The following is an 18487-nucleotide window of genomic DNA, read 5'->3' on the forward strand; positions in this document are numbered from 1 at the left end:
CGAACGAATGAACAGCATGTTTCTGATCCTGAACCGCATCGCTCTGGTGGCGATGCAACGTTCTGAAATTATCGGCGCGATGTTTGCTATGGCCATCGTGTTTATGCTGATCATTCCGCTGCCTCTGGGGCTGATTGATACCCTGATTGCGCTGAATATCTGTATCTCTTCGCTGCTGGTGGTGCTGGCTATGTACCTGCCAAAGCCGCTGGCGTTCTCCAGCTTTCCGGCGGTGCTGCTGCTGACCACCATGTTCCGCCTTGCGCTCTCTATCTCTACCACCCGTCAGATTCTGGTTCAGCAGGATGCTGGTCATATCGTAGCGGCTTTCGGGACCTTCGTGGTTGGCGGCAACCTGGCGGTGGGGATGGTAATGTTCCTGATCCTGACGGTGGTGAACTTCCTGGTGATCACCAAAGGCTCTGAAAGGGTGGCTGAAGTGGCGGCCCGCTTTACCCTGGACGCAATGCCCGGCAAGCAGATGTCCATTGACAGCGATCTGCGTGCCGGGATGATCGACGTCAATACCGCCAAGCGCCGTCGTGTCGATCTGGCCAAAGAGAGCCAGCTGTTCGGTGCAATGGATGGCGCAATGAAGTTCGTGAAAGGGGATGCTATTGCCGGGTTGGTGATCCTGTTTATCAACCTGATCGGCGGTTTCAGCATCGGCGTTATGCAACTGGGCATGCCAGCCGGGGACGCCATGCATACTTACTCGGTGCTGACCATTGGTGACGGACTGATTGCACAAATCCCGGCGCTGCTTATCTCACTGACCGCCGGGATGATTATCACGCGCGTCTCTTCCGACAGCGACACTACCCTGGATAACAATATCGGCCGGGAAATCGCCGAGCAGCTGACCAGCCAGCCCAAAGCCTGGATCCTCTCCTCAATCGGCATGTTCGGTTTCGCCGTGCTGCCAGGGATGCCCACCGGCGTGTTTATCGTGCTGGCGGTGCTGACGCTGGCGACAGGCAGTTTTCAGATCTGGCGGGCAAAACGGGAGCTGATTTCCAGCCAGCCGCAGATGGAGAACGAAGTGATCCCGCCGGAGCTGAACGGCACGGAGGATCTGCGCCAGTTCAATCCGACGCGCCCTTATCTGCTGCAATTTCCCAGCAGCGCGCGCGGCACGGCACAGACGCTGGAGCTGGTTCAGGCTATCCGCCGGATGCGCAACAGCATTGTCTACAACTACGGCTTCACGCTGCCCGCCTTTGATATCGAGTTTCAGGATTCGCTGCCAGCCGACGAATTCCGCTACTCGGTCTATGAAATCCCCAGGGTGATCGGCACCTTCAACGTCGGCCTGTTCGCCGTCAGCCGTCAGGGACATGAGCACCTGGCGGAGGAAGAGGGCGTGGTGGTCGGGACGGAAGCGCGGCGTGAGGCGGATCTGATCTGGCTGCCTGCGGAGCACCCTCTTTTAGAAAACGATCAGGTGCAACGCTGGGGCTTCCATGACCTGCTGATGCAGCGCATGGAAAATGCCATCCATGCCAGCGCGCCTAACTTTATTGGCCTGCAGGAGACGCGGGCGTTGATGGGCTGGCTGGAGTCGGAACAGCCGGAACTGGCGCAGGAGTTGCAGCGGGTAATGCCCATTGCCCGCTTCTCTAACGTGCTGCAAAACCTGGTTGCGGAACGTATCCCGCTGCGCTCGGTGCGCGCCATCGCCGAAGCACTGATTGAACACGGCCAGCATGAACGGGACATCAGCCTGCTGAGCGACCTGGTGCGTATCTCGATGAAAGAGCACATCTGTTACCAGTACACCAGGGAAGATGGTCTGCACGTCTGGCTGCTGACGCCGGAGATGGAAGAGCAGCTGCGGGATTCGCTGCGCCAGACGCAAAGCGAGGTCTTTTTCGCCCTGGCTCAGGAGCAGAGCATGGCTATCCTGGCGCAGCTTCGTCACGCTTTTTCGCCGGAAAACCCCGCTTTTGCCGTGCTGCTGGTGGCGCAGGATCTGCGTAGCCCGCTGCGGGGCCTGCTTCAGGACGAATTCCATCAGGTGCCGGTGCTGTCGTTTGCGGAACTGCAGTCCAGCCTGTCGATTAACGTAGTGGGTCGCCTCGATCTGGAAGATTCAGCCGAGTCCTTTGATGCATAAGGAGCTGATTATGTTTGAGCTACGCGTACTTTCAGGTCGTCATCAGGGGGCGGCCTTACCGGTTACTGGCGGTCAGTGGACATTAGGCAGCGCGGAAGAAGCTGACCTGCTGCTGAGCGATGAGGGCGTACTGGCGCACCATGCCACGCTGATCTTTGCTGAAGATCGTTGGCTGTTGCAGCCGGTGGAAGGCAAGATCCGTACGCTTCAGCAAGAGATGGCAGAGCCGATCGATCCTCTTCCCGCAGATACGCCTTTTGCCCTGGGCGAGGCCTGGCTGAGTTTCGTGCCGGCAGATCGGCCCTGGGAAGCGATGAACCGTGAGCCGCAGCCTGTTGCCACGGCCCCCGCTGTGGCGGCAGTGACAACCAAGGAAAGCCCGGTGCCTTCGCGCACCTTCTCCCGCGGTGTTCAGGTACTCTCCATCAGCCTGATTTTACTGCTCAGCTTCACCATTATCAGCTGGATCCTCCAGCCGACCGTGGCGCAAACCTCTACCACCGGCTCCAACCGTAAAGTGCTGGAGACGCTACAGGAGGTTCGCCCGCCGCTGGTAGCGATGCTGCGGGATCGGGGACTGACGCCCGGCGTCAAGATTGATATGGGCAAAGGCACGCTGATCCTCAACGGCGAGCTGAATAAAGAGCAGCTGCAAATTCTGGAACGCATGCTGGTTCGCTTTCAGGCGCAGTACAACGTATTACCGAAGCTGGTCAACAATACCCGTCTCTATAATGCCAAACTCCCTTTCCGCATCGTGCAGATCACCACCGGGAAGCGGGCGAACGTAGTGACCGATGCCGGAGAACGGCTGTTTATCGGCGATGAAGTCGATGACCTCCGCCTGGTCGCCATCACCTCCAGCGAGATCGAATTCGCCGGTCGTGAACATATCAAGGTGAACTGGTAATGCAGGCAGAGCTGGATAGCTGGTTCCATGGACATCAACAGCGGCTGACACGCTTCGCGCCGGTGGAGATCTTCGGACGTATTACCGGCATCAGCGGCATTCTGCTGGAAAGCAGCCTGCCGGGCGCAAGGATCGGCGACCTGTGTCGCATTGAGGGCAAAAACAATACGCGCGTGCTGGCCGAAGTGGTGGGGTTCAATCCACACCACACGCTGCTTTCCGCGCTGGGACAGCTGGATGGCATTGCGCAGGGGGCCAGAGTAACGCCGCTCTATCAGCCGCACAGTATTCGGGTCTCCGAGGCGCTACTGGGCAGCGTGCTGGATGGTTTTGGCCGTCCCATTGAAGCGGGAAGCATCAGCGCCTTTGCGCAGCCGGGCGAGATTGACGGGGTAAAACCGGTGCTGGGTGATGCGCCGCCGCCTACTGAACGGCCAAGAATCGACACGCCGCTTCCTACCGGCATGCGGGCTATTGACGGCTTATTAACGCTGGGGGTAGGGCAGCGCGTCGGCATTTTTGCCGGTGCGGGCTGCGGAAAAACCACCTTACTGGCGGAACTTGCCCGTAATACGCCGTGCGACGTGATTGTTTTCGGGCTGATTGGCGAACGTGGCCGCGAGCTGCGCGAATTTCTCGATCATGAACTGGACAGCGAGTTGCGCAGCCGCACGGTGCTGCTCTGCGCCACTTCCGATCGCAGCAGCATGGAGCGCGCTCGCGCCGCCTTTACCGCCACCGCCATTGCAGAAGCGTTCCGTGACCAGGGAAAAAGCGTGCTGCTGATCCTGGATTCGCTGACCCGTTTTGCCCGTGCCCAGCGCGAAATTGGCCTGGCACTGGGCGAACCGCCAGGACGCGGCGGTTTGCCGCCTTCCGTCTATACGCTGCTGCCAACGCTGCTGGAAAGGGCCGGACAAACTTCAACCGGCGCCATTACCGCGCTCTACTCCGTGCTTATCGAGCAGGACTCTATGAACGATCCGGTCGCTGATGAGGTGCGCTCGCTTATCGACGGACACATTGTGTTGACCCGTAAACTGGCGGAGCGGGGCCACTATCCCGCCATTGATGTGCTGGCCAGCCTCAGCCGTACCATGACCAACGTGGTGGCCAGGCAGCAGATCAGCGAGGCCACAACAGTACGCCGGTTGATGGCCGCCTGGCAGCAGGTGGAGATGCTGATCCGGCTTGGAGAGTATCAGCCCGGCAACGACAGCCTGACCGACGCCGCCGTAGAGGCGCAGAGCGCTATCAACGGCTATCTGCAGCAGGCGATGCGCGACCCGTCAGATTTCGATCAAACCTGTCTTCACCTGTCGGAGGTAAGCCGCTATGCGCCGTCACTCACCGCCTGAACCTGAAGCTGAAATTGATGCCGCTGCGGCAGAACTGCAGCGCACGCTTAACCTGCTGCTGCCCATTCGCCGTCAGCGGCTCAGCCGCAGCGAGCGTCAGCAGCGGGCAGAGGAGCAGGCGCTGCGGGCCGTGGTCGAGGAAACGCAGCAGACGGAGCAGCGGCTGACGGAAAAACGGGGTGCCTATCAGCAGATCCGCGCCACCTTTATGCAGAATAACGGCGGCGTGCAGCAGCAAAAATTTCTTCTTGAACGCGCGTTGCAGACCGAGCAGCAGGCGGCGGAGCAGGTGGATAACGAACGCCTGAACCTGCATCAGCTGGCGCAGCAGCAGATTGAGCAACAGCAGCGCCTGGAGCAGGCTCAGCAGGAAACCCGACTGCGGCAGCGCGACGTCGAGAAGCTGGAGTATCTTCTTGAGCAAAACGAGGTAACAGGATGATCCGCTCTCTCTCTCAGACCACTGCACAGCAGCAGGCCTCTGAACGCCAGGCACAGCAGCAAAGGGATAAACAGCGCCAGAGTCGCCAGCTTTTTTTGCAGAATCGCGATGCCCGGCGTAACGATCCGCGCGCGACGCCTCAACCTGCGCAGGCTCAGGATGCTCCTTCTGCTGGCAAGCGCCTGCAACCTGAAGAAACCCGCCGTCCCGCCGCAGAAGATCGCTCGTTATTCAGCTCGCTGCTTGAAGCTGACGACGTGATGGCCCCCCGCCTGATGCTGGACCAGGGATCGGATCAGCAGCAGGGATTTGCCCAGTTGGAGGAATCGTCGCTCTCTGGCGCGCCTCCTGCGATGGCGTTGTGGCAGGAGATAGAGCCTGCGCTGGCGGGCGCTCTGGCTGAACAGCCGCCAGGGGAGATGATGCTGACGCTGATGCTGCCGAAGCTGGGAAATGTGCAGGCGCAGATGGCTTCGCTGCCGGGCGGAGGCTGGGATATCGCTCTGCATTTGCAACCCGGCGCGTGGCAGGCCTTGCTGCCCCATCAGGAGCGCTGCCGTTTCTCGCTGCGTCAGAAAATGGCCTGTCGGGTGAAATTACGCTTTGAGCGTCGTGCGGATGAGGATCGGGAGTCTGCAGGATGAACAGATTGCGTCTGCGAAGCCTGAGTAGTGAGGAAGCGAGCCTGCGTCAGCGTATCGGCGCAGGCTGTTTTTACCCTTTTGAGCTGGCGGGAGAGCAGGGCGTGCTCTCTCTGACCCTGGCGGATGGACGTCAGCCAGGCGAGATGAGCCACTGGCAGTCAGAAGTGGGCATGCTGCATTTTTCCGATGCCCAGTCCGTGCTCGCTCTGATGTCGCAATGCCCGACGTTTGCCCCATCCGCCGACCTGCCGGAGCAGGCCTGGTACTGGTCCCGGTGGCATCAACAACTTTCAGCCGAACTTCTTGCGCTGTTCGGCCACTTAGCTAATAAGCGAGACCAAACGGAAGCTGGCGACCTGCTGCTGACCCTGTCAGTGACATGGGGCGGCCAGCAGGGGCGAAGCCTGTTAGCACTCCCGGCAGCCAGCCTGTCGGCATTGCTGGCAAAAAGCGGCTGGCAGCAGACCCTCTGCCCGTTACCGGAAAGTTTGACGCTGACTTTGCCGCTGGCTGTTGGTGAGATCGTCTTGTCATCAGACGCGCTGCTGGCGCTGCGTGAAGGCGATGTTCTGCTGCCGCCCGCGCCCTGTTTCACCCCTGAGGGACGCGGCGTTATCCGTTGTGCTTCTCATCTGCTTTACGGGGAGATCCAGCAGCAGCCTGGCCAGATGGCCCATTATATTCTTACAAAGATGGAGAGATTGAACGTGACCCTTACCCCTGAAGAGTTTGAGCACGCGCCCGTACCGTCCCCTGATCCCCACTGGGATGCTGAGCCGCAGGCGGCAGAAACTGATTTTGCCCCGTTACCGCTCTCCCTGTCGGTTCGTTGCGGACAGCTGAAGCTCACGCTGGGGGAGCTTCAGCAACTTGGCCCGGGTTCAATGGTCATGATCAACAACGTGACGCCAGGCGAAGCTATTCTCTGCCACGGCGACTATCCGTTAGCCAAGGGTGAGCTGGTGGATGTGGAAGGCAGGCTGGGCCTGCAAATCACCCATATGCTGCCCGGCAGTCAAAATCCGCTGGCTCGTTAGCCAATGGAGAATATGTCGCTGAATCCAATGACGCTGGCCCTGTTTCTTGGGGCCTTGTCGCTGGTGCCAATTCTGATGATTGTCTGCACCTGCTTTCTGAAGATCTCGATGGTGCTGATGCTGACCCGAAACGCGATGGGGGTGCAGCAGGTGCCGCCCAATATGGCGATTTACGGCATCGCGCTGGCCGCTTCACTGTTTGTCATGGCGCCGGTGTTTAACGAGATGAGCCAGCGGGTGAAAACGGTGCCGATTGATACGCAATCTGCCGACCGGCTCGATTACACCGTTTCTAACGGCGTTGAACCCTTAAAGCGCTTTATGGTGAAAAATACCGATCCCGATATTCTTACCCATCTGCAGGAGAACGCCCAGCGGATGTGGCCGAAGGAGATGGCCGACTCGGTCCAGCATGACAGCCCGCTGCTGCTAATCCCCTCTTTTGTGCTCTCTGAACTGCAGAACGGGTTCAAGATCGGCTTTCTGATCTTTATCCCGTTTATTGTGGTGGATCTTATTGTCTCTAACGTGCTGCTGGCGCTGGGTATGCAGATGGTATCGCCAATGACTATCTCGCTGCCGCTGAAAATTTTGCTGTTTGTGCTGGTCAGCGGCTGGACGCGTCTGCTGGATGGCCTGTTCTACAGCTATATGTGAGGGACGAATGGATATTTTGACGCTGTTTCGTCAGGCGATGCTGCTGGTGGTGGTGCTCTCTGCGCCACCGCTGATTGTGGCGGTGATCGTGGGCGTTATCGTCTCGCTGCTGCAGGCGGTGATGCAGTTGCAGGATCAGACCCTGCCGTTTGCCATTAAGCTGGTGGCGGTGGGCGTGGCGCTGGCGCTGACCGGGCGTTGGATAGGCGTGGAGCTGATGGAGCTGACACAGAGCGCTTTTGCCATGATGCCCAATGTGAAGTATTGATATGGGGCATAACACCCTGTTCGATGGCTACCATTTTATCCTTGCCGTCACGCTCGCGATGGCAAGAATCTTCCCCTGCCTGCTGCTTTCACCCGTCTTCTCCTTCAACGCCATCAAAGGGGGACTGCGCTCGGGTATTGTGCTGGCGCTGGCGCTGTTTCCTGCCCCGATGATCCAGCAGCAGCTCTCGATTGACGATCCCTCCCTGTTTTTGCTGGCGGCGCTGGCGGTGAAAGAGGTGATCATCGGCATCCTGATTGGCCTGCTGATGGCGATGCCTTTCTGGCTGTTCGAGTCCGTGGGCGCGCTGTTTGATAACCAGCGCGGGGCGCTGATGGGCGGGCAGCTCAATCCGCAACTGGGGCCGGACGTTACGCCGCTCGGTTTTCTGATGCAGCAGTCTATTATTCTGCTGCTGGTGGTGGGGCTGGGTCTTTCAACCATCACGCAAATCATCTGGGACAGCTATCGTCTCTGGCCCGCCATGCAGTGGATGCCGTTCCCCAGCGAGGCGGGCTTCCGGGTGTACCTCGACCTGCTCGGCAGCGTATTCACGCATATGGTGCTTTATGCCGGGCCGCTGGTGGCTCTGCTGCTGCTGGTGGATTTCAGCGTCGGTATTCTGAGTATTTACAGCCCTCAGCTGCAGGCAACGGTGCTGGCGATGCCCGCCAAATGCCTGCTGGGGATGCTGTTCTTTGTACTCTATCTGCCGATCCTCAACTACGTGGGCGGCGAAAAACTTTATGAACTCAAGGATTTGATCCCGCATCTCGCCGATATGTTTGGTCAGGGGAGCAAATAATGTCAGAGAAAACCGAAAACGCCACGCCGCAAAAGCTTAAAGAGTCGCGAAAAAAGGGGCAGGTAGGGCAGACGCCAGATATTCCTAAGCTGCTGATCTGTATCGGCGTGATGGAAACGGTTTTTGCCCTGGTCGACGGGGGAATGCAGCGGCTTGAGGCGATGATTATGCTGCCGCTGGGCAGGCTGAACGATCCCTTCGGCCATGCGATGCAGGAGGTGGCGATGGATGGGCTGATGGTGCTGCTCTACTTTTGCGGTATCGTTTGCGCCCTGATTTTTTTGCTGCGGATAATTGGCGGCTGGATCCAGTTTGGTCCGCTGTTTGCCACCGAAGCGCTGCAGCCGAAATTTGATGCCATCAACCCTGTAGGCCACCTTAAAAACATGTTTTCAGCCAGGCAGATGACCACCTTGCTGACCAGCGTGCTGAAATCTATCGCCATTGGTACCGTCTTCTATCTGGCGATCAAACCTGATTTAGGGCCGCTGGCTCAGCTGGCATACGGTGACGATCTCAACGGCTTCTGGCTTTCCGTGCTGGCGCTGTTTAAGAAGATTGTGCGGGAAACGTTGATGCTGCTGCTGGTGATGAGCGCGATGGATTTTGGCCTGCAAAAATATTTCTTCCTGAAGCAGCAGCGTATGAGCCATGAAGATATCCGCAACGAATTCAAACAGAGCGAAGGTGACCCGCATATGAAAGGGCACCGCCGATCCATGTCGCAGGAAATTCTCAACGAAGCGCCAAAACCCAAGCGGGAAGTTGCGCTGGAGGATGCTGATATGGTGCTGGTCAATCCTACGCACTATGCTGTCGGGCTCTATTACCGGCCGGGCGAAACGCCGCTGCCCTCGATGGTGTTCAAGGCGGCAGGCTATGAGGCGCAGGATATTATTGCCGAAGCACAGAGTCGCAACGTCCCGGTGATCCGCTTTATCTGGCTGACGCGCACGCTCTACCGCACCGTAGAAGAAGGGGAATATATTCCGCGTGAAACGCTGAAAGCGGTAGCGCAGGTGTATCGCCTGCTGAAGGAGCTGGAGGAGCAGCAGCTGGACGGTATTTTGGAGATAGAGGATTAATTTTTCAGTTGAGCGGCTGCAATTAAAAAAAGTGAATTTAGTTTACTCTTTTTTGGAACCATTCTGGCCGGTTACCCACTTAAATTACGAATGCATGGGTATTCATACTTTAACAGCGAGAGGATAATAACATGTCAAGTATTTCATCCAATGTGGCACAAGGCATCAGCTCTGTTTCTTCTGCAAAAAATCAGATCGAGACGGCGACCAATGGCGCAGACTATGCTTCGCAAATGACTGATATCATGAAGAAGTCACAGGAAGATAACCTGCAGAAAGCAGAAACGGATCGTATCCTCGCTAAATCCAACGGCCAGGCGAACAGCGCAACAACTGCTGCTTCAGCGGCTAACCAGAATAAAATCCAGTATTAGTAAAAAAAGGGCCTTCGGGCCCTTTTTTATCAGCTTCACTGCATAATACTTTTAAACGAACAGCCAAATGATGAAGGGAGAATGTTATGACATTTAAATCATTAAGTTCATCAGATAATGCCCAGAACGATTATGCACAGCAAATGAAAAATATTCAGATGAAATCACAGCAGGATATGCTGGAGAAAATGAAAACGGATTTCACTAATTATCTCACCAATGCGGTAGCGGATGCCTCCTCTAAAGAATCAACCGCAGCCTCGCAAAGTAAATTACAATTCTGATCGCTTCCCCGTTAAAAAAAATTGCCATCATCCATTAAGGCAAAGAGATCAAACCTTTATTCTCTGACAGACCACACCACTGCTTAACGACCACTCTTCTACCAATCCGAACTGCGATCTCTCCGGCAGATCGCAGTTAGCCGCCCGCCCAAACGCCCCTCTTTTGTAACCTTTATCGCCTCTCCGACTCTGAGACTTATTAACAGCTATGGCTGGTGAGAAGAGGCTGTAAGGCCCGTTGCAGGGCGTCAGGAGAAGGGAAGGCAAAAGGATGAAAGCTACTGCAAATCCAAAAGGGAGCTGAGCTTACCGATTAACGCATAGGCTTCGTCATCGGGCGTGGGATGACAGAGCACGGCCAGAGAGCCGTCGGCCTCCATGCTGATAAAGCAGCCGTCGTAGCGACCAGGATGCTGGAAGCGCCAGGTGAGGACCTGGCGTATAAGCTTGTCGTGCAGGAAAGAAGGGTGAATGCGCAAGGTAAGAGTAGGTCGCGGCAGCGGTGAAAAACTCAGCTCACTGCCTGGCCGGAATGCCTGGCAGCAGGCATCACCACGCTGCCAGGCATCCAGAAAGGCCGCCATGCTCATACTCATTCGTTAACCGAAGCCTGGGTGTAATCGAACGCGCCATTACGCATATCGGGCTGCCACCAGATGGTCATAGTATGATCGTCCGACACTGGCCGGCAGGAGACATCGTTACAGCCGGGCAGCTTTGGTTTCGCACAGGCGGTCAACAGCATGGCCAGCGCCAGGATCAACAGCGATTTTTTCATTTTCTCTCTCTCTATTATCAGCGCGAAAGCAGGCGGGTGGACGATCCGCTGCCCGACACCCCTGATGCCGCCGGCAGATAGCCATCCTGCGATTTCAACAGCGAAACGCGTGAAGGCCGGGCCGGGATCTGCGTATCGTAAGCAACGTAAACCTCGGTCGACTCACCGGGTTTAAGAGAGGTATGCGGCCAGGCTGAGACGGCCAGCGTACGATCGTTACGGCAGGCCGCTTCATCAAAACGCGCCTCTTTAGCGCTGGTGTTAGTGAGCACGCCGACGGCGATCTGCATAGATCCGTTGCCGTACCACTGATGTCTGGCGCTGCTGCGGAAGGTGAGCGGGACATTACAGAGCGAGCTGAGCGTCAGTCCGTTCTGGCTGGCCTGAAGTCCGCCTGGTACACGGCCTTCTGCCAGGTCCTGCATTGCGCCCTCAATGGTGCGCTTCATATCACCAAACTGATGACGACGGCTGATATCACGCAGCGTGTCGTTCACCTGGTCACGATTTTCTGCATCGACATAGCGGGAAGGATCAACCTGGTCACCAATCAGATGCGGCGTGATGATAAACAGTCGCTCACGCTGTGACGCGGTACGGTTGTTCGAGGTGAACAACTTGCCGATAAAGGGGATTTTTCCCAAAATGGGTATCCGCTCTTCATCATCACCGCTCTGCTTGGTGTGAAAGCCACCCATCACCAGCGAACGCTTCTCCTGCACCAGCGCCTGCGTGCTTATCACGCCGTTTTCCGTCCCCTGCGCGCTGCCGTCGGTGTTTTTATTCAGCTTGCCATCCTCCACATCCACCACCAGCTGGACCGACGCCTTGCCTGGCGTATCGCCGATAGATCGCGGGGTAACGCGCAGGCTGGTGCCCGCCGTGATTTCGCGAATATCCGCTACGCGCTCACCGATAGCGGTGATAAACGCGGTGCTGCTGAAGTCGATCACCGCCGGCTGGTTTTCCAGCGTCAGCACCGAGGGATTAGCGATAATTGACGCCGTACCTTCTCCTTCCAGCGCCTCAATGTCGGCGAAGAAACGATTAAAATCGGTGACAAAAAGTGTACTGGTGCCGCCCAGCATCGAGCTGCCGCCCGTGACGTTGCCAAAGCGACCTGACCAGTTAGAAGAGAGGCGCGCCAGCTCGTTACGATCGATATCGATGATCACCGCGTCTATCTCAACCAGCTTCTGCGGGACGTCGATCATCTGCACCAGCTGCTGATACTCGCTGCGCAATTTCTTGTTGTCGCGTACCAGCAGGGTGTTGTTACGCACGTCGGCAGAAACTTTACCCTGTAGCTCTCTGCCTTCAGACCGCGCTTCATCCCTGTTACGGCCAAGCCGGGTATTGCGGCCTATCATCTGGTTAAGCAGGCTGCGACTTTCACTCTGCATCGCCTGAGAAGTGCTGTCGCCTTCATCCTGGCTATTTTTGCTCAGCGTCATACCGCTTGCTGATCCGCCTGAATTCTGGCCCAGCAGTTCGTTCAGCATGGTAGCCACGCCCGGCACCACCAGCGTCTGGTCGCGGAATTTTATTGTGCGATCCGCAACGTCAGCATATTTCAGCGGGAAGGCCATCATCTGTTTATCTTCTTTCGGCTCTTCTGGTTCCGATTTTTTACTGAAGTCAGCAATCAGATCGACATATTTCGGCGGCCCCGAGACCAGCACCACCCCTTCGTCCGGCAGCTCGCCCCAGCCGAAACGCGGTTCCAGCAGCCCCACGCCCTCAAGCGCCTGTTTGAGATCCGGTGCGGCATCGGCGCTGATCTTCAGGCGGCGGGAGGTCTGTTCAGATTGCGGGCTGACGTAGAGGGTGTTGTTGTAAACGAACCATTGAAAGCGATACTCCAGCGCCAGACGGTTGAGAAAGGCTTCCGCAGAATCGGAGCGGAGACGGGCAGTAATAAAGGTATCCGGCAGGCCGGTAACGTTGGTATCCACACCGTGGCTGCTGGCAAAATCCTGCAGAATTACGCTGAGCGGCGTGTTATCGGCAGAGTAGGCGTATGCGCCATCTTTCCATTCATCAGGGGTGTTGGCATAGCTGTGTGAAACAGATAATCCCATCGCCACTGCCAGTAAAAGCGGGCGAAATGGTCGTAAAGCAGTCAGCGTTTTGTGCACGCTTCTCTCCTTGTTATACGGGCATCTTAACGCGTTGCTGCGTTAACATACTTTGCAGAGTTTCCTGCCAGACTTCACACTGGTTGCAGAGGCTTTCCAGTTGAGAGACGGCATAATCAGTCCGATCGTTCTTCAGGCGGAAAATCAGATTTAACGTCTCGTTCTGTGGATTAAAGCAGAGCGCGGCGCTCTGCTGGTCAAAATGGGCCAGCCCAGAGGCGGTAAGGCGCAGCGCAAGTTCCAGTACCTGCCCGCCAGGCACTACCGGCAGAGCCATTTCAATAATGTAAAACCAGCCGCCGGGTTGGCGCTGTAGTCTGACAGGCATCTCGTCAATCCACAGCGCCAGCTCGCCGCTGCCCTGATCCAGCTGTTGCTCAATCAGTGCGGCGACATCAGTTGATGGCATCAATGATTGCCTTGCGGATGCCATGCTTGAACTGGGTATACTGCGAACTTGCCCAGTTGGCGCTGGAAACCTGCATCATTTCATTCTGAAAGGCATAGATATCGCCCACGTTTAATGTTTGATTCTGGCTTTCCTGCGCAAACTGATACATATCATTGCGGGCATGGGTCAACTGATTACTTAAGCGACGTTGGATTGCATCGTTATTGCTCATCGTTGTGTCTCCTGTGGGGGTCTGGAGTTGAGTGGAGCGAAACGAGGGCCGGTTCCCGTAAACGGAAAAAATGTTAACAGCGAGGAAAGGTGCCGGAAGAGGGAGTTATTGCGTGGGTAACAGCGTATCCCGAATGTGTGACCAACTGAGGTGAAGCTCTCCTTTCTCAGTGGTAAGAATTAGCTGGTCAGAGGCCAGCGCAGCGTCAGCACTGATCTCCCATAGCAGCTGTGGACGCCCGGCAAGCCAGGCTTCAACAGCGGCCTGGTGAGCGGGAGCACAGATCAGCATGGCTGCTGCCTGCCTTCCCTGGGCTTTAAGCAATTGCGCGAGCATCGCCTGAAGGCGGGCCGCCTCCGGCTGTTGATCAAGAAGCTGGCTCATGGCCTGGCTCAGCAGCGCTTCTGCACGGGGGATCAGTGCCTGCTGCCACTGCTGTTCTTGCTCCTGCCACTGCTCAAACAGCTGCTGCGCCTGTTGATAAAAATCGTGCTGCTGCTGCTCTGCCTGAGTTTTTAACTCCTCTTCAATGCGCCGTTGCGCCTCTGCAAGCAGCAGGCCCGCCTCGCGTTCAGCCTCTTCCAGACGCCGTTGTGCCTGCCTTTCAGCAAGCTGCACCACCGTCAGCGCCTGCTGATGTTCCGCTATCGCCTCACGCGTCAGCACCGTGCTTTGTGCCAGCTGCGGATCACTCAGCAGGGTTATTTTCTTGCGGATCCACATGTGTTGGATTCTCCGGTTGCTGAATTTGCCAGATTGCTGCATCCCACAGCGCAGTCAGGCGGGAGAAGGGCAGAGTGACAGCGGGGTACTCATCAACCTGTTTTACCCATTCCTGCGGAAAAAGCAGCCGCAGACGGGGCCAGCTTGCCGCTGAGAGACCGCGCAGCAACAGCAGACTGCCGGTAGTCCAGGGAAGAAAACAGTCAGCGCTCAACCAACTCTCACAGCGCAGCGCTTTTGCCAGCCGTCGACACCAGATAAGGCTGGTGGCGGAGAGCGTATCCGGCGCGGCCTGCGGCGCACAACTCCCGGCAAGCAGCGCAAGCAGCCTGGTTCGCGCATCGGCAGGTAAATCGATAAAAGCAAGCAGCCGCGGCTCAGGCTCCGGTGGCAGATCAGGGCTGATGCCAAAAGCTGCGGCTACCGCCTGCGGATACTGCCGCGCGAGACTCTGTTGCTGCTCAACGGGCAGGGTGAAGAAACTGTTCTCCTGCCAGCTGCTCTCTGCCTGCTGCCAGTATCCCACTTGCCACCACTCGAGCCAGCGATCGGCCTGTTCCTCGCTCCAGCTCATCCTTTACTTGCCAACTGTGGCGGCGGCATCTTTCGCTTTGCCCACCTTCAGCTTATTGCCGGGTTTCAGGAACATGATGGCAAAGCCGATCATCAGCAGGATGGCGAATAATGAGAAGACCCACTTCACCGTCGAATATTCATCCGGCGTTAACTGGAACGGCCCCATCTGTACCACTTCAATGCGGTCTTCATAGGTCTGCGCCGGGACAAATACAATCGCCAGATCCTTACTGGTTTTCCCGGCCAGGCCGGGAATGCTGGTGGCCACCATTTGCCGGATACGGGGTTCAATACTGTCGGGATCGAGATTGCTGTGATATTTGATAAATACCGATGCCGAAGCGGGCTGCACCGGCTCGCCGGGCGCCAGCCGCTCAGGCAACACCACATGGACACGGGCGACCACAACGCCATCAATCTGCGCCAGCGTCGATTCCACCTCCTGCGAAAGAGCATAAATATAGCGGGCACGCTCTTCCATGGGACTGGAGATAACGCCGCTCTTCTGGAAGACTTCACCCAGGTTGGTACGCGCTTTGCGCGGCAGTCCGGCAGAATCGAGAATTTTTACGCTTCGCTCAATATTTTCCGTATCCACCGAGACGGAAATGCCGCTTTTCTCAATCAGTTTTTGTGCCGCAATCTGATGCTGGTTCAGTTCGGCAACTATGTCGTTGGCGTCATTTTCAGCCAGACCGCTGAACAGCACGGTTTTGTCACCGCAGCCTGCCAGCAGCAGCATCAGAGAGAGGAGCGGCAACCATTTCAGTAGAAGGGTTTTCATCATAGTGGCTACTGTAGGTTGGTCAGTTTATCAATGCTCTGCACGCCTTTAGAGACAATTTTGGCATTCATAAGATTTTCAATGTAGTAATCAGATAGCGCGGAGCTGGCCTGGCTGAAGTCGGCCAGATTGTTGGAGCGAGCCGCAGTTTGCAAATCTTTAACGGTCTCTTTTCGGTGCTGCTCACTGTTTTGCATCGAGTTAGCCAGGCCGTTAAATAAGTTTGTTACCCCTGAAGGGGCGGCGATTTTTTCCACCTGGGGTTCTTCTTTCAGCTGCGCAGAGAAAAAGTCGATATCGGTCTGCTCGGGCTGTGGCAGCGCTGAGTTCTCAGCAAAGTCGTTTTGTGCTAACCCTGATTGTGAGGAGGCTATTTTCATGGTTTTTGGCTCTGCTGATAGGGGAGGAATGGGAATATCGCAGTCTCTTTTGCAGAGAGCGCAGCCCTGTATTTGCGCTGGTAGCCATCATGCTGTCTATTTTTCTCTCCTCAGAAGGGAGATGACGCCAGCGCATTCACAGGTTAAGTGGGAAAGAAATTCAAAGGGTTCCAAACTATTTTATTTTTATCCTGGCCAAGGGCCAGCGGTATCAGGCGACAATATTCAGTAACTTAATGCGGTGATATAAGGTCCGGCGAGGGATCCCTAACTCATGCACGACATCATCAATTTTGTGTCCGTGGCGGTGTAAACAATCTTTGATCAGGCTGCGTTCAATCCGGCGTAACCTGTCTTTCAGCAGCGTGGCCTCTCCCTCTCCAGAGGAGATGTGGCATAACGGTGGCATCCGCAGAACATGACGTTCAGCTGCTGCTTTCAGCTCACGGATATTCCCCGGCCAGCTGTGCATTAACAGCGCCTCATCCAGCGCCAGAGAGCGTGCCGGAATAGCCTGTTGCAGGCGCATTGCCGCTTCCTGAGTAAAACGCCGGAACAGGGGAATAATCAGCTCAGCATGGGATCGAACCGTAGGCGTTTCGATCTTGATCGTGGAGAGACGAAAATAGAGATCCCGGCGGAACCGCCCCTGTTCAACCAGCTCCGCCAGCGGCGTTTGTGAAGCGGCAATAACGCGTAAATCCAGTGGAACAGGCTGCGTGGAGCCTAACCGATGGATAGAGCGGGTTTCCAAAACACGAAGCAGTTTTGCCTGCAGAATGAGCGGCATACTGTCAATCTCATCCAGGAACAGAATGCCCTTATCTGATGTTTCAATGTATCCGGCGCGCGAGTGGCTTGCGCCAGTGTAGGCACCGGCCATTACGCCAAAAAGCTCGCTTTCGGCAAGGTTCTCCGGAATGGCGGCACAGTTTACCGGCACCAGCGGCCCCTTCGCGCCGGAAAGTTGATAGATTCTGCGCGTCAGCGTGTCCTTGCCGGTGCCCGTTTCCCCTTCCAGCAGCAGATCGACCTTAAGCGGGGCCAGCGTATTGACCATCGGATGCAGTTTTGCATGAATATCTCCGCTTACCAGTTCACTTTTCACGCTTGTTTCACTACCCGTTAGCATATTTTTCTCCTGTCTTCCCTTAGAGGAATTTTTACACCATTTTTCTGATGCGAAATTAGAGACAAAAAAGAGCCTGGCTGCTGTCGGCCTGACCAGCTGTGAACCTTCAATTTCATTCACTATTTACTAGCCTGGTATGCGGCGGCTATCAGTTTCCTCTGAAGTTGTTGTGGGGATCTCCGTGGTGCAAGGTAGGGAAATCCCTACATAAATCGTCGTTTTTGCAGGTAAGCCAATGTAAATATGATCATTATTTCGATTGCTAAACGTTAAGTATTCGTAAATTTAATTACATGAAATCAGGCTTTATTACGCCGCAATGGAACCCGGAGCGCGCTCTCCCCACCTATCTGATGAGAACAAGCCCTTTTGTCTGGTTAGTCGTTAGCCAGGGCTGGCTCATAAAAATATGCATTTCAATCACTGGAGGTTTCCATGAGTGGCATGAAAATAGGTGGCGGTGCCAATGGCGCATTGGGCGGAGGCCTGGAGGGTATTGGCTCGAAATTTACCGATGTAGCGCAAAAGTTTGACGGCGGGAGCAGCCAGGCCGGGAAAAATGGATCTAACGGCGCGTTAAATTTCGGCAACGGTGTGCTCAGCAAAACTGTTGATCATGGCATCGAGTTTGGCAACCAGGGAGGAAGCTCGCTTCTGCAGCAGGCAAAATCCAGTAACGGTAGCGAAGGCGGTCAGGGGGTAAGCAGCGATCAAAACAGCACCCTGAACAGCATTACCCAACTGTTGAATGCCATCGTGCAGTTGCTGAAAAGCAAAGGCGGTGAGGAGGGCAGTAAAAGCGGTACGGATGCGGCCAGCGGAAGTGGCAGTAACAACACTCAGGAAGCCTCTGGCAACAGCGATATGCTGACCCAGCTCATGGAGATGATTAAGAAAATGTTGGGGCAGACTGACGGCACTGACAAGGGAGAGAGCGCTGGCAAAGAGAGCGGCAGTGGGACCAGCGGCTCTGAAGGCACTGCCGGCAGCGGCGATATCATGACCCAGATAATGGATATGATTAAGAAAATGCTGGGGCAGTCGGCTGAGAGTTCAGATTCGGCGAGCGGCTCAGGCTCTGGCACTGGTAGCGGAAGCGGCACGCCTGCTGCGCAGAGCAGCAGCGGTGAAGGCCAGGGCGGTCAGGATGGTCTGGTTGGTAAGTTAGGCAGTGCGTTACAGATGCTGGGTCTGGGGGCGATCCTCTCTGCTATACAGGGTAGCGGTGGCGCAGGCGCGCAAAGCGGTAATGAGAGCAGTAAATAAGTTTTTCTCCGGCGGCGGTCTCTTAATCCAGAGCGACCTGCCGGATTTTTCATCAGGAAGAGGCAGCACTTTTAATCGCCTCCTGCCAGCAGAGAGAGCGGGATAAA

Annotated in this window: 23 protein-coding genes; 13 read left to right on the plus strand and 10 right to left on the minus strand. The window is 56.2% G+C overall.

The window, feature by feature from the left end:
* The first annotated feature begins 7 nt into the window (after positions 1–7).
* From sctV to SD961_RS09225, 12 genes are all read left to right on the plus strand, one after another.
* The gene (gene sctV / locus SD961_RS09170; RefSeq protein ID WP_318790067.1) at positions 8–2116 is read left to right on the plus strand and encodes a type III secretion system export apparatus subunit SctV; all 2109 of its coding nucleotides are present in this window, start codon (positions 8–10) and stop codon (positions 2114–2116) included.
* 10 nt (positions 2117–2126) lie between these two features.
* Positions 2127–3026, plus strand: a complete 900-nt coding sequence (locus SD961_RS09175) for an FHA domain-containing protein (protein WP_318790068.1) — start codon at positions 2127–2129, stop codon at positions 3024–3026.
* Positions 3026–4384, plus strand: a complete 1359-nt coding sequence (gene sctN, locus SD961_RS09180) for a type III secretion system ATPase SctN (RefSeq protein WP_318790069.1) — start codon at positions 3026–3028, stop codon at positions 4382–4384. The genes SD961_RS09175 and sctN overlap by 1 nt, the downstream gene beginning before the upstream one ends.
* Positions 4362–4826: a type III secretion protein gene (locus SD961_RS09185; RefSeq protein WP_318790070.1), complete on the plus strand. Its 465-nt coding sequence runs from the start codon at positions 4362–4364 to the stop codon at positions 4824–4826. Before sctN ends, SD961_RS09185 begins: the two co-directional genes overlap by 23 nt.
* Positions 4823–5470, plus strand: coding sequence for a type III secretion system HrpP C-terminal domain-containing protein (locus tag SD961_RS09190; protein ID WP_318790071.1), 648 nt, complete (start codon positions 4823–4825; stop codon positions 5468–5470). Before SD961_RS09185 ends, SD961_RS09190 begins: the two co-directional genes overlap by 4 nt.
* Complete coding sequence (locus tag SD961_RS09195) at positions 5467–6507, plus strand: FliM/FliN family flagellar motor switch protein (RefSeq protein WP_318790072.1); 1041 nt, start codon at positions 5467–5469, stop codon at positions 6505–6507. Before SD961_RS09190 ends, SD961_RS09195 begins: the two co-directional genes overlap by 4 nt.
* Positions 6508–6510: 3 nt before the next feature.
* Positions 6511–7164: a type III secretion system export apparatus subunit SctR gene (sctR, locus tag SD961_RS09200; RefSeq protein WP_318790073.1), complete on the plus strand. Its 654-nt coding sequence runs from the start codon at positions 6511–6513 to the stop codon at positions 7162–7164.
* Between the two features lie 7 nt (positions 7165–7171).
* Entirely contained in the window at positions 7172–7432 is a 261-nt protein-coding gene (sctS, locus tag SD961_RS09205; protein ID WP_318790074.1) for a type III secretion system export apparatus subunit SctS, read from the plus strand.
* A 1-nt stretch (position 7433) separates the two neighbouring features.
* Complete coding sequence (sctT, locus tag SD961_RS09210) at positions 7434–8237, plus strand: type III secretion system export apparatus subunit SctT (protein WP_318790075.1); 804 nt, start codon at positions 7434–7436, stop codon at positions 8235–8237.
* Entirely contained in the window at positions 8237–9322 is a 1086-nt protein-coding gene (gene sctU / locus SD961_RS09215; protein ID WP_318790076.1) for a type III secretion system export apparatus subunit SctU, read from the plus strand. Before sctT ends, sctU begins: the two co-directional genes overlap by 1 nt.
* 131 nt (positions 9323–9453) lie before the next feature.
* On the plus strand, positions 9454–9696 hold the full coding sequence (locus SD961_RS09220) for a hypothetical protein (RefSeq protein WP_306207136.1): 243 nt from the start codon (positions 9454–9456) through the stop codon (positions 9694–9696).
* An 86-nt stretch (positions 9697–9782) separates the two neighbouring features.
* A complete protein-coding gene (locus SD961_RS09225) occupies positions 9783–9980 on the plus strand; it encodes a hypothetical protein (protein ID WP_318790077.1) in 198 nt (65 codons plus the stop codon).
* 278 nt (positions 9981–10258) lie between these two features.
* On the opposite strand, the gene SD961_RS09230 is transcribed toward SD961_RS09225, so the two are convergent.
* The 10 genes from SD961_RS09230 to SD961_RS09275 all read right to left on the minus strand — a co-directional run bounded on the left by SD961_RS09230 (position 10259) and on the right by SD961_RS09275 (position 17114).
* Positions 10259–10564 carry a hypothetical protein gene (locus SD961_RS09230; RefSeq protein WP_318790078.1) on the minus strand — a complete coding sequence of 102 codons (306 nt, stop codon included), beginning with the start codon at positions 10562–10564 and terminating at the stop codon, positions 10259–10261.
* Positions 10565–10572: 8 nt separating this feature from the next.
* Positions 10573–10758: an HrpT family type III secretion system protein gene (hrpT, locus tag SD961_RS09235; protein ID WP_318790079.1), complete on the minus strand. Its 186-nt coding sequence runs from the start codon at positions 10756–10758 to the stop codon at positions 10573–10575.
* A 17-nt stretch (positions 10759–10775) separates the two neighbouring features.
* Complete coding sequence (gene sctC / locus SD961_RS09240; RefSeq protein WP_412916672.1) at positions 10776–12839, minus strand: type III secretion system outer membrane ring subunit SctC; 2064 nt, start codon at positions 12837–12839, stop codon at positions 10776–10778.
* 70 nt (positions 12840–12909) lie between these two features.
* Positions 12910–13305, minus strand: a complete 396-nt coding sequence (locus tag SD961_RS09245; protein ID WP_318790081.1) for a type III secretion system chaperone — start codon at positions 13303–13305, stop codon at positions 12910–12912.
* Positions 13292–13519 carry an HrpF protein gene (locus SD961_RS09250; RefSeq protein ID WP_318790082.1) on the minus strand — a complete coding sequence of 76 codons (228 nt, stop codon included), beginning with the start codon at positions 13517–13519 and terminating at the stop codon, positions 13292–13294. Before SD961_RS09250 ends, SD961_RS09245 begins: the two co-directional genes overlap by 14 nt.
* 105 nt (positions 13520–13624) lie before the next feature.
* Positions 13625–14242 (minus strand): type III secretion system stator protein SctL, encoded by a 618-nt coding sequence (sctL, locus tag SD961_RS09255; protein WP_318790083.1) that lies wholly within the window; start codon positions 14240–14242, stop codon positions 13625–13627.
* On the minus strand, positions 14208–14816 hold the full coding sequence (locus SD961_RS09260) for a hypothetical protein (protein WP_318790084.1): 609 nt from the start codon (positions 14814–14816) through the stop codon (positions 14208–14210). Before SD961_RS09260 ends, sctL begins: the two co-directional genes overlap by 35 nt.
* Before the next feature lie 3 nt (positions 14817–14819).
* Positions 14820–15605 carry a type III secretion system inner membrane ring lipoprotein SctJ gene (gene sctJ, locus SD961_RS09265; protein WP_318790085.1) on the minus strand — a complete coding sequence of 262 codons (786 nt, stop codon included), beginning with the start codon at positions 15603–15605 and terminating at the stop codon, positions 14820–14822.
* Between the two features lie 5 nt (positions 15606–15610).
* On the minus strand, positions 15611–15982 hold the full coding sequence (locus tag SD961_RS09270) for an EscI/YscI/HrpB family type III secretion system inner rod protein (RefSeq protein ID WP_318790086.1): 372 nt from the start codon (positions 15980–15982) through the stop codon (positions 15611–15613).
* A gap of 211 nt (positions 15983–16193) precedes the next feature.
* Positions 16194–17114: a sigma 54-interacting transcriptional regulator gene (locus SD961_RS09275; RefSeq protein ID WP_318790087.1), complete on the minus strand. Its 921-nt coding sequence runs from the start codon at positions 17112–17114 to the stop codon at positions 16194–16196.
* 435 nt (positions 17115–17549) lie between these two features.
* On the opposite strand from SD961_RS09275, the gene SD961_RS09280 reads away from it, so the two are divergent.
* Positions 17550–18380, plus strand: coding sequence for a hypothetical protein (locus SD961_RS09280; RefSeq protein ID WP_318790088.1), 831 nt, complete (start codon positions 17550–17552; stop codon positions 18378–18380).
* The last annotated feature ends 107 nt before the right edge of the window (positions 18381–18487 follow it).

It is taken from the genome of Erwinia sp. MMLR14_017, from assembly GCF_033657285.1.
In the GTDB taxonomy this organism is placed as follows: domain Bacteria; phylum Pseudomonadota; class Gammaproteobacteria; order Enterobacterales; family Enterobacteriaceae; genus Erwinia.